Below are 10,954 nucleotides of genomic sequence, written 5' to 3' on the forward strand. Positions count from 1 at the left end.
CGGTCTGCGCCGCCTGCCTGCTGCTGGCCGCGCCGTCCGCCGACGTGCGGGCCGCGGGCGCCGAGGTGACCGGCGCGGCTGCCCCGCCCGCCGCACCGCAGGTTGCAGGCATCCCCGAGATCATCACCCGCTATCCTGCCCCGCAACCCTCCTCCCGCGTCCTCACCATCGCCGGCCCCACGGACACGCCCGTCGTCGCCCCGCTGATCCAGGGGTTCCAGTCGCATCGCCCCGACGTCAGCGTCGTGTACCGCGAAATGGGCAGCCGCGAGCTCTACGAAGCCGCCATCGAAGGGCGATTGAAGGATGTGGACGTCCTCATGAGTTCCGCGTCGGACCTGCAGATCCGGCTTGCCAACGATGGCTACGCGCTGAGCTATGCCTCGCCCTACGCCGCGCGGCTTCCGTCGTGGGCCATATGGCGGCACGAGGTCTACGGCTTCACGTTCGAGCCCGCCGTCTTCGTCTACAACCCCAAGCGCTTCGCGGAGGCTGAAGTGCCGCGCTCGCGCCAGGACCTGCTGCGCCTGCTGGAGCAGGATCCGTTGCGCCTGCGCGGACGCATCGGCACTTACGACATTGCCGCCAGCAGCCTGGGCTATCTGCTGGCCGAACAGGATGAGCTCGTCTCGTCCAACTTCTGGGGGCTGGCCAACGCCATGGGCCAGGCCGGCGTGCGGCTGGCGGCCACCAGCGCCGAGATCCTGGACGCCATCGAGCGCGACGAACTCGACATCGGTTACAACATCCTTGGCTCTTACGCGCTGTCGCGCCAGGCTGCGGGCCGGCCCATCGGCGTGGTGTTTCCGCAGGACTACGTGCTGGTGCTGGCGCGCTCGGTGCTCATCGCGCGCACCGCCCCCAACCCCGACCTCGGCCGCGCCCTGGTCGACTGGCTGCTGTCGCCCGCCGGCCAGCAGGTGGCATCCAGCCATGCCGCGCTGGGGTCCATCATGGAAGACACGCCGGGACGGTGGACGTCGGAAGCCGTGCTCGCGCGGTCGCAGGGCATCGTGCAGCCCGTGGTGCTGAGCCCCGCGCTGCTCGTCGGCCTGGACCAGCGCCGCCATTCCCGGTTCGTGCAGAACTGGATCCGGCTCGTCACCGACACGCCGCAGCGTCCGTAACCCGGCGCGCCGGCGCAGGCGTGGCCCAGGGATTTCCCCTAGCCGCCGCCTGCCGCCATGACAGGACGACGACAGACGCGCACTCCTAAGATGGCTGCACGCGGGCCCCAGAGCCCGCATCAAGCCAAATCCAATCGGAGACAACACCCATGCTTGCCAAGTCCAAACTGGCGGCCGCCTGCGCCGCCGCATTCGCCATCGCCTCGGGCAGCGCCTTCGCGCAGGCTGTGCCGGCGGGCTATCCGGCCGACTACCAGAAGATCCTGGACGGCGCCAAGAAGGAAGGCAAGGTCGTCATCTATTCGACCACCGACACCAAGGCCGCCGGCCCCATCATCAAGGGCTTCGAAGCGATGTATCCGGGCGTCAAGGTCGAATACAACGACATGAACAGCACCGAGCTCTACAACCGCTACATCAGCGAACAGGCGGCGGGCGGCGGCAGCGGCGACATCGTCTGGAGCTCGTCGATGGACTCGGCCCTGAAGCTGGCCACCGACTACGCGCTGAAGTACAAATCGCCCGAGGCCGGCAAGCTGCCGTCGTGGGCCGTCTGGAAGGATTCCGCCTACGGCACCACCTACGAGCCGGCCGTCTTCATCTACAACAAGCGGCTCATTCCCGCCAATGAAGTGCCCACCACGCACGGCGCGCTGGCCAAGCTGATCGCCAGCCAGCCCGACAAGTTCAAGAACAAGGTCACCACCTACGACATCGAGAAGTCCGCGGTCGGCTTCATGCTGGCGGTGCAGGACAAGGCCAACGATCCCAAGTACTTCGAGACCCTGAAGGACATCGCCAAGGGCGGCCTGGTCGTGCAGTCGTCCACCGGCACCATGATGGAACGCGTGTCCTCGGGCGAGAACCTGATCGGCTACAACATCCTGGGTTCCTACGCGGAGACGCGCGCCAAGAACGACCCGTCGCTGGGCGTGGCCTACCCCACCGACTACGCGCTGGTGCTGTCGCGCGTGGCGTTCATCAGCAAGAAGGCGAAGAACCGCAACGCCGCCAAGCTGTGGATGGACTACCTGCTGTCGCAGAAGGGCCAGGAAATTATGGCCAACCAGGCCGACCTGGCGTCCGTGCGCGACGACATCGAAGGCGACAACGACGTGGACGGCATGACCAAGAAGCTGGGCGCCTCGCTCAAGCCAATTCCGGTCGACGAAACGCTGCTGGACTACCTGGAGCAGAACAAGCGCCTGGAATTCATCAAGCAATGGCGGGCCGCGGCGGGCAAGTGATGCCCGGGCTCCGGGCGGCCTCGCGGCCCGGAGCCGCCGCAAACGCAGCGGACGGCGCGCCGTCCGCCTGACCCTGCCCGGGGCCATCGCCCCCGGCGGCGCGGCCACCGCGTCCTTCAAGACCACAGGATTTCCCATGCAGTCATTGCGCAGAAAATGGCAGTCCCTGCCACGCGGCGTGGTGGTGCTGATCACGGCGCTCGCCATCTACGTGCCGCTGTCGTTCATCATCATCCAGAGTTTTCTCTCGGCGCCCTTCTTTGCCCCGTCCAAGACCTGGAGTCTGGACGCCTTCCGCTTCATCTTCGCGGACCCCGATTTCTACAAGGCGCTACGCAGCGGCTTCATCCTCGCGTTCGGGCTGGCCGCCATCGCCATTCCGCTGGGCGGCATGCTGGCGTTCCTGATGATCCGCACCGACCTGCCGGGCCGCCGCTGGATCGAGCCGCTGATCCTGGTGCCGGTGTTCGTGTCGCCCATGGTGCTGGGCTTCGGCTACGTGGTCGCCGCTGGCCCCGTCGGCTTTTTCTCGACCTGGACGCAGAACATCCTGGGCTTCGTTCCCTGGAACGTCTATTCGCTGACCAGCATCGTCATCATCGCCGGTCTGACGCACGTGCCGCACGCCTACCTGTACATCTCGTCGGCGCTGCGCAGCATGGGGTCCGACGTGGAAGAGGCCGCGCGGGTGACCGGCGCCTCGCCGCTGCGGGTGATGGTGTCCGTCAGCCTGCCCATGGTGCGGCCGGCCATGCTGTACGCCACCGTGCTGCTCTTTTTCCTGGGCCTGGAAGTGTTCGGCCTGGTGCTGGTGCTCGGTGACCCGGAAGGCAACCTGGTGCTGGCCACCTACCTGTACAAGCTCACCAACAAGCTGGGCATCCCGTCCTATCACTTGATGGCCGCGGTGGCCGTGGTGCTGATCTGCATGACGATCCCGCTGGTGATGCTGCAACGCCGCCTGATGCGCACCGCCAACCGCTTCGTCACCGTCAAGGGCAAGGCCTCGCGCGCGCGGCCGCTGCCGCTGGGCAAGTGGCGCTGGGTCGCGGGCGGAGTCGTGGCGTTCTGGCTGTTCGTCACCATCATCGTGCCGCTGACGGGCGTGCTGCTGCGCGCGTTCGTGTCCAACTGGGGCTTGGGCGTGTCGCTCTTTGACGTGCTGTCGCTGGACGCCTTCCGTACCGTGTTCGCGCAGCCCAACCTGATGCGCGCCATCGTCAACTCGGTCGCCATCGGCGTCTTCGGCGGCGCGCTTGCGGTCATGTGCTACATGTTCGTGGGCCTGGCCATGCACCGCAAGCCGGACAACGTCACGCGCTTCATGGACTACAGCGTGCTGGTGCCGCGCGCCGTGCCGGGCCTGTTGGCCGGCCTGGCGTTCTTGTGGGTGTTCCTGTTCGTGCCGATGTGGCTGGACAACGCGCTGGACGTGGACGAAGGCGGCTGGCTGTCGGCCCTGCCCTTTGCGGAATGGCTGCGCGAGAACTTCGTCGAATGGCTGCGCGCCCTGCGCAGCACCATCTTCAGCGTGTGGCTTGCGTACACCGTCGTGTGGATGGCCTATGGCTTGCGGCTCATCTCCTCGACCCTGCTGCAGGTGGGGCCCGAGCTGGAAGAGGCCGCCCGCAGCGCCGGCGCGCGCCGCGGCCAGGTCACCCGCCACGTCACCGTGCCGCTGGCCAAGTACGGCCTGATCGGCTCGTGGCTGCTGATGTTCCTGATCTTCGAGCGCGAATACTCCACCGGCGTCTACCTGCTGTCGCCCGGCACCGAGACCATCGGCTCCATGCTGGTGTCGCTGTGGGCCTCGGGCGCCATCGACATCGTGGCCGCGCTTTCCTTCATCAATATCGTTCTGGTCGTGATCGGCCTGGGCATCGCCCTGCGATTCGGAGTCAAACTTCATGATTGAGCTTTCTGTAGAAGACCTGCACCTGGACTACGGCGACAACCCGGTGCTCAAGGGCGTGTCGATGCAGCTGCGCCAGGGCGAAGTGGTGTCCCTCCTGGGGCCCTCGGGCAGCGGCAAGACCACGTTGCTGCGCGCCGTGGCCGGCCTGGAGGGCCCCAAGCGCGGCCGCATCACCATCGGCAACCGCGTCGTCTACGACGGCGCGGCCCGCCAGGAAATCCCCGCCGAAGAGCGCAACCTGGGACTGGTGTTCCAGTCGTATGCGCTGTGGCCGCACAAGACCGTGTTCGAGAACGTTGCCTATCCGCTCAAGCTGCGCAAGACGCCGGGCGCCGAGGTGCGCGAGCGCGTGCAGGCCGTGCTGGACCAGCTGGGCCTGGGCAAGCTTGGCCAGCGCCACCCGCACGCGCTTTCCGGCGGCCAACAGCAGCGCGTGGCCATCGGCCGGGCGCTGGTGTACAGCCCGCCCGTCATCCTGCTGGATGAACCCCTGTCCAACCTGGACGCCAAGCTGCGCGAGGAAGCGCGCGCCTTCCTGCGCGAGTTGATCATCCGCCTGGGCCTGTCCGCGCTGATGGTGACGCATGACCAGAGCGAGGCCATGGCGATCTCCGACCGCATCCTGCTGCTGAACAACGGCAAGATCGAGCAGCAGGGCACGCCGCAGGAAATGTACGGCGCACCGTCCACCCTGTTCACGGCCGAATTCATGGGCAGCAACAACCGGCTGGACGGCAAGGTCACCGAGCTGCGCGACGGGCAAGCCCGCATCGAAGGCCCCGGCTGGTCGCTGTGGGGCAAGGCCGGCGCGGACGTTGCGGCGGGACAGGATGCCACCGCGGTCATCCGGGTCGAGCAGGTGCGCCTGGCCGACGACCCGGACGGCAACCACGTCGACATGCCGCTGCTGACCAGCATGTATCTGGGCGACCGCTGGGAATACCTGTTCCGCACGCCGGACGCCGATCCGGCCCGCAGCCTCGCCCTGCGCGCCTACGGTCCGGAAGGCCGCGAGCCCGGCCCCTGCCGGCTTGCGCTGCCCGCCAGCAAGGTCTGGATCTTTCCCCGGCCGACCGCCTGATCCGGTCTAGACCGTCCGTCCGAGGGCTGTTACAGCCGTCGGACGGAGCGCACCGCGCCGCTGGACTCGCCTTACAATGCGCTGGTGCAACACGCAGATTCCCCCTCGATGCTGAGCCGTTACCTGTGGTGGCTGGGCCAACCCGCCCAGCACTACCTGCGTATCGGCATCGCGATATCGCTGTTGGTGCACGCCGGCGCGCTGGCGTGGCGGTTCAGCGCGCCCGCGCAGACGCGGCCGCCCGTGACCAGCCTGGAAGTCGTGCTGCTGAACGCCCGCAGCGAGACCCCGCCTGAAACCCCGCGCACCGTGGCGCAGAACCAGATGACAGGCGGCGGCAACGCCGACCGCGGCGTGTCCACCACCCCGCTCCCGCAGACCGGCAGCTCGGCCGAGACCATCGTGCTGGAAGCCATGCGCCAGCGCCAGGTGCAGCTCGAAGCTGAGCAGGCCCGCCTGATGACCCAGTTGCAATCGCCGCACAACGCCGGCCCCGAACGTCAGGCAGTCAACCCGTGGCCCGATGGCGCCGATGTCGGCCAGGACGCCCAGGACCAGGCCAGCGTCATCCAGAACGCCCAGGTGGCGGCGCTGGCGGCGCGGGTTCAGCAATACAGCGCCGAACCGCGCAAACAGTTCATCGCGCCCTCCGCCGACGCGTCCCGCTACGCCGCGTATCTGGATGCCTGGCGCACGCGCATCGAGACGGTCGGCACCCAGCATTACCCCGACGAGGCCCGCGGCCGCATCTACGGATCGCTGCGCATCACGGTGTCGGTCCGCGCCGACGGCAGCATCGCCGAGGTCGAGATCGACCAGCCTTCGCCGCATGCGGTCCTGAACCAGGCGGCGCGCCGCATCGTCCAGCTGGCCGCGCCCTTTCCCCCCTTCCCGCCCGATATCGCCCGCGATACGGACGTGCTGGTCATCACCCGCACCTGGCATTTCGTCAACGACACTCTGGAAACACAGGCCCCATGACCGAGGCGATTTCTCAAGCCCGCTACGCCGTCATCGGCAATCCCATCGCGCATAGCCGCTCGCCTCAGATCCACGCCATGTTTTCGCAGCAGACCGGCAAGCCGTTGCGCTACGAGCGCCTGCTTGCCCCGGTGGATGGCTTTGCCGGCGCCGTCGCCGAATTCGTGGCTGATGGCGGGCTGGGCCTGAATGTCACCGTGCCGTTCAAGCTTGAGGCCTATGCCCTCGCGGCGGACCACCTGTCGGCCCGCGCGCGGCTGGCCGGCGCCGTCAACACCCTGTCGTGGCGCGATGGCGTCTGGCACGGCTGCAACACCGACGGCGTGGGCCTGGTCAACGACCTGCTGCGGCTGGGCGTGCGTCTGTCGGGCGCCAACGTGCTGCTGGTCGGCGCCGGCGGCGCGGCGCGCGGCGTCCTGCAGCCGCTGGCCGAGGCCGGCTGCGCCCGCATCCACATCGTGAACCGCACGGCCGCCCGCGCCAAGGAGCTGGTCGCGGCCTGGCGCGCGAGCGGCGTGTCTCCGCAGACCCAAGTTACCGCGGGCGCCCTGACGAGCGCCGCCGTGCCCGGCGGCTGGAACCTTGTCATCAACGCCACCGCTAGCGGGCTGCAGAACGCCGCCCCCGACCTGCCGCCGGGGCTGTACGCCGACGGGGCCGCCGCCTACGACATGATGTACGGCGCGCAGCCCACCGCCTTCATGCAGCAGGCCAAGGCCGACGGCGCCGCGCTGACCGCCGACGGGTTGGGCATGCTGGTCGGCCAGGCGGCCGAAAGCTTTTTCATCTGGCACGGCGTGCGCCCGGATGCGGCGCCCGTCCTGACGGCGCTGCGCGAGGCGCTGGCCGCCGGTAGCTGAACGGCATGGCGACCCGAACTGGCCGCAGCGGCGGTCGAAACTGGTTCCGTATCACCACCGGCTTGCTGATGGCGCTGGTGTGCGCCGTCCTGCTGTACCAGTTCTGGCTGTTCGCCCAGGTGGTCTGGTACAACTACCGCGACCCGGGCAGCAGCGCGATGATGCGCGAAGAGCTGTCGCGCCTGCGCAAGGAAGACCCGGGGATCGAGCTCAAACACGAATGGGTGCCCTACGACAAGATCAACCGTTCGCTCAAGCGCGCGGTGATCGCGTCCGAGGACGCGAATTTCACGGACCACGACGGGATCGAATGGGACGCCATCCGCAAGGCCTGGCAATACAACCAGAAACAGGAAGAGGCCGGGCGCTCCAAGCGGCGCGGCGGCTCCACCATCACCCAGCAGCTGGCCAAGAACCTGTTCCTGTCCGGCTCTCGCAGTTACCTGCGCAAGGGCCAGGAACTGGTCCTTGCCTACATGATCGAACACGTCATGAGCAAGGAACGGATCCTTGAGCTCTACCTGAACGTCGCCGAGTGGGGCGTGGGCGTATTCGGCGCCCAGGCCGCCGCCAAGCATTATTTCAATACCACCGCCGCCAACCTGGGCAACGCCCAGTCCGCCAGGCTGGCGGCCATGCTGCCCAATCCGCGCTTCTACGACAGCCATCGCAAGTCCAATTACCTGAACTCCCGCGTCGGCATCCTGACGCGCCGGATGCAGCTGGTCGACATCCCCTGAAAGGGGAATGGGACGAATCGATCCTCCCGGCCGTCTTCGGGCTGCGGGATTTGTTAAGCTTTCACGTTTACGCGCTCCACTCCTTTTTCCTCCATGCGTACTGCACGTCGCTACCTGGCCCGCGAGGTCTATCGCTCTTGCGCAGTGGTCCTTCTGGCCCTGCTGGGCCTCTTCACGTTCTTCGCTTTGGTGGACGACCTGGACAACGTGGGCGACAAGTTCTCCATGATGGCCCTGCTGTACATGCAGGCGCTGGCGATCCCCACCCGTCTCTATGATCTTCTGCCCATCGGGCTCCTGATCGGCGCCATCCTGGCGCTGGCGGGCCTGGCCCAGCGCAACGAACTCGTCATCCTGCGCGTTTCCGGCGTCAGCGGCATGCGGCTTCTGCGGATGCTCTGGATCGTCACCATCCCGCTGATGATCGGCGCGGGCCTGCTGTCCGAATACGTGACGCCCTGGGCCGAGGTCAAGACCGGCGAGGCCAACCTGATGTTCCGCGGCAAGGCCGGCGGCGATCGCTTGAAGAGCGGCTACTGGTTCAAGGAACCCACCGCCAACGGCGGCACCCGCATCATCAACATCGCCGAACTGAAGGGCGACGGCCAGGTGGCGGGCGTCACGCTCTACGAATTCAAGAAAGACCTGACGCTGACGGCGCTGTCCACCGCCCCCACGGGCACGTTCACGCGGGGCGACCTGGTGCTCAAGGACGTCTCCGAGACACGCCTGGACGCCGAGGCCGCCGAGGCGCTGGCCAACGCCCGGCCGCCCAAGAATCCGCCCGCCACCGTCGTCAAGCTGCCCGAACGCTCCATCGACACCACCCTCAGCGCCGAACGCCTGCTGGCCCGCGTGCTGACCCCCGAACGCATGTCGATCGTCACGCTGCTCGACTACGTGGAATACCTGCGGGACAACCAGCTTCAATACGGCCGCCAGGTCGTCGCCCTGTGGCGCAAACTGGCCTACCCCTTCACCCTGATCGTGATGATCACCATCGCCGCCCCCATCGGCCTCATGCAGACCCGCCGAGGCGGCGTCGGCGCCAAGGTGTTCGTGGGCATCCTGCTGGGCGTGGCCTTCTTCATGCTGAACCAGCTTGCGCTGAACGTGGGTATGCTGGGCAAGTGGCCGCCCTGGCTTACCGCCCTGGGCCCGAACCTGGGCGCCATGGCGCTGGCGCTGGGCGCCATGAGCTACATGGAATACCGCCACACCATTACCCGTCTCGTCCAGCAACGTTGGCCTTGGAGCAAGAGTCCCGCATGAACGGCAGTATCTGGATGATCGGCGACGTGCAGGGGTGCTGCTCGCCGCTGGATCGCTTGCTGTCCCACCCCGAACTCGTCGGCGACCCCAAGTCGCGCTTCTGGTTCGCTGGCGACCTGGTCAACCGTGGCCCGCAGTCGCTCGAAACCTTGCGCCGCATCATCGACCTGGGGGACCGCGCCACGGTGGTCCTGGGCAACCACGACCTGCACCTCTTGGCCGCGGCCGCGGGCGTACGCAAGCCGTCCAAGTCCGACACGCTGGAATCCATCCTGCGCGCACCGGACGCCACGGACCTGCTCAACTGGCTGCGCTCCCGCCCGTTGGCGCACTTCGAACAGAACCACCTGCTGGTCCACGCCGGCACGCTGGCCAAGTGGGACGTCGCCAAGACGCTGGCCCTGGCCGGCGAAGTCCAGGACGCGCTGCGCGGCCCCAACTGGCAGAAGGCGCTTCAAAAGATGTACGGCAACGAGCCGGCCACCTGGAAGGAAGACCACAAGGGCGGCAAACGGTTGCGGGTGATCATCAACGCGCTGACGCGGATCCGCCTGTGCACGCCCAACGGACACATGGAGTTCGCGACGAAGGTGACGCCGGGGGCTTGGCCGCCCGGGTTGGTGCCTTGGTTCGATGTGCCTAACCGGGCGACACGTAACGTGACGACGGTGTTCGGGCATTGGTCGACGCTGGGGTTGTTGCAGCGGCCGGATGTGATTTGCCTGGACACAGGATGCGTGTGGGGCGGGTCGTTGACGGCTTTGCGGTTGCAGGATCGGAAGGTCGTGCAGGTTAAGTGTTCTCAGTTTCAGGATCCGATGGCGGAGTGAGTGCTGGCGGGAGTTGGAGCGGGGTTCTTTCGTTCTTCTATTCTTCTTAGGCCGTGCTCGGGTGGTTCTTCGTAGGTCGCGTACCGTCTTCGTCGGTCACACGATACGGCGGATCTTCGTCGGTCGCGTACCGTCTTCGTAGGTCGCCCGACGCCGCGGTCACCGTGGGCACGATCGCCCACGATTGCGGTCCGGAGCCTTCGCTCCGGACTTCCCCCTCGTCATCTTCGTCCGCCTTCGGCTCCCTTCAGATTCCCTCGGGCGCATCGACGGCGCTCGCACCCACGGTGCCCGCGACGCCGTGCTGCCAGGGTCTTTGGTTTGCGCGCTACAAGACCTGTGGACAGGGCAGGAGATCTGCGGGGCCGCCGAATTGCTGCCGCCCGGGCGGCGGCAATCGGCATCGGGGCGGTGGGACGTCGTGAGGGGGTGCGCTTCGCGCTTGCGGTGACTGGTTTGCTAATGGCCGCCGTCACGATGGGGGGTGGGCGGTGATGGGCGGCGCGGCGACGAGTCGCCACAGCTTGCCGATCGGTTCGCGCCGCCCATCGGGCACTTGAGTTCAAGGGACGATTAGCGGCACTGGTGACGTTATCGCGAAGGTGCTGATCTCTCTCGCAAAGGTGTCTGACACCTGATGGAAACGCACACAACTACGCGCGAAGCGTCATCATCCAATCGCAAGACGCCGCGTAAGTCTCCGGAGGCCGCCCGCGCGGCCGAACGGAGACGGGCAACGCAAGATGCTTCTGGCCCGGCAAAGACGGCAACAGAATGCCAAGCACACCGACCGCCCCGCCGCCCATCAGGTTTCTATTGCCAGAGTCCGGTGCGGTGGCGGCCCGGGGTGCGCGGGGCGTCGATAAGCCCGAGGGAATCTGAAGGGAGCCGAAGGCGGACG

9 protein-coding genes are annotated in these 10,954 nt (G+C 67.2%); all 9 read left to right on the forward strand.

The annotated features are described in order from the left end of the window. Positions 1-1,127, forward strand: a 1,127-nt coding sequence (locus HV786_RS26335; RefSeq protein ID WP_175212051.1) for an ABC transporter substrate-binding protein, incomplete at its 5' end; no start/stop codon positions are given. Positions 1,128-1,276: 149 nt separating this feature from the next. Then, positions 1,277-2,374, forward strand: coding sequence for an ABC transporter substrate-binding protein (locus HV786_RS26340; RefSeq protein ID WP_128829887.1), 1,098 nt, complete (start codon positions 1,277-1,279; stop codon positions 2,372-2,374). A 136-nt stretch (positions 2,375-2,510) separates the two neighbouring features. Beyond that, positions 2,511-4,289 (forward strand): ABC transporter permease, encoded by a 1,779-nt coding sequence (locus HV786_RS26345; RefSeq protein ID WP_128829886.1) that lies wholly within the window; start codon positions 2,511-2,513, stop codon positions 4,287-4,289. Further along, entirely contained in the window at positions 4,282-5,370 is a 1,089-nt protein-coding gene (locus HV786_RS26350) for an ABC transporter ATP-binding protein (RefSeq protein WP_108005747.1), read from the forward strand. Before HV786_RS26345 ends, HV786_RS26350 begins: the two co-directional genes overlap by 8 nt. A gap of 108 nt (positions 5,371-5,478) precedes the next feature. Then, the gene (locus tag HV786_RS26355) at positions 5,479-6,351 is read left to right on the forward strand and encodes a TonB family protein (RefSeq protein ID WP_056327795.1); all 873 of its coding nucleotides are present in this window, start codon (positions 5,479-5,481) and stop codon (positions 6,349-6,351) included. Continuing rightward, the gene (aroE, locus tag HV786_RS26360; RefSeq protein ID WP_175212052.1) at positions 6,348-7,211 is read left to right on the forward strand and encodes a shikimate dehydrogenase; all 864 of its coding nucleotides are present in this window, start codon (positions 6,348-6,350) and stop codon (positions 7,209-7,211) included. The genes HV786_RS26355 and aroE overlap by 4 nt, the downstream gene beginning before the upstream one ends. Positions 7,212-7,216: 5 nt before the next feature. Next, positions 7,217-7,951 carry a monofunctional biosynthetic peptidoglycan transglycosylase gene (mtgA, locus tag HV786_RS26365; RefSeq protein WP_056327793.1) on the forward strand — a complete coding sequence of 245 codons (735 nt, stop codon included), beginning with the start codon at positions 7,217-7,219 and terminating at the stop codon, positions 7,949-7,951. Between the two features lie 93 nt (positions 7,952-8,044). Beyond that, positions 8,045-9,223 (forward strand): LPS export ABC transporter permease LptG, encoded by a 1,179-nt coding sequence (gene lptG, locus HV786_RS26370; protein ID WP_056327792.1) that lies wholly within the window; start codon positions 8,045-8,047, stop codon positions 9,221-9,223. Next, positions 9,220-10,053, forward strand: coding sequence for a symmetrical bis(5'-nucleosyl)-tetraphosphatase (locus HV786_RS26375; protein WP_056327791.1), 834 nt, complete (start codon positions 9,220-9,222; stop codon positions 10,051-10,053). Before lptG ends, HV786_RS26375 begins: the two co-directional genes overlap by 4 nt. The last annotated feature ends 901 nt before the right edge of the window (positions 10,054-10,954 follow it).

The organism is Achromobacter mucicolens (assembly GCF_902859725.1).
Classification (GTDB): Bacteria; Pseudomonadota; Gammaproteobacteria; order Burkholderiales; family Burkholderiaceae_B; genus Achromobacter; species Achromobacter mucicolens.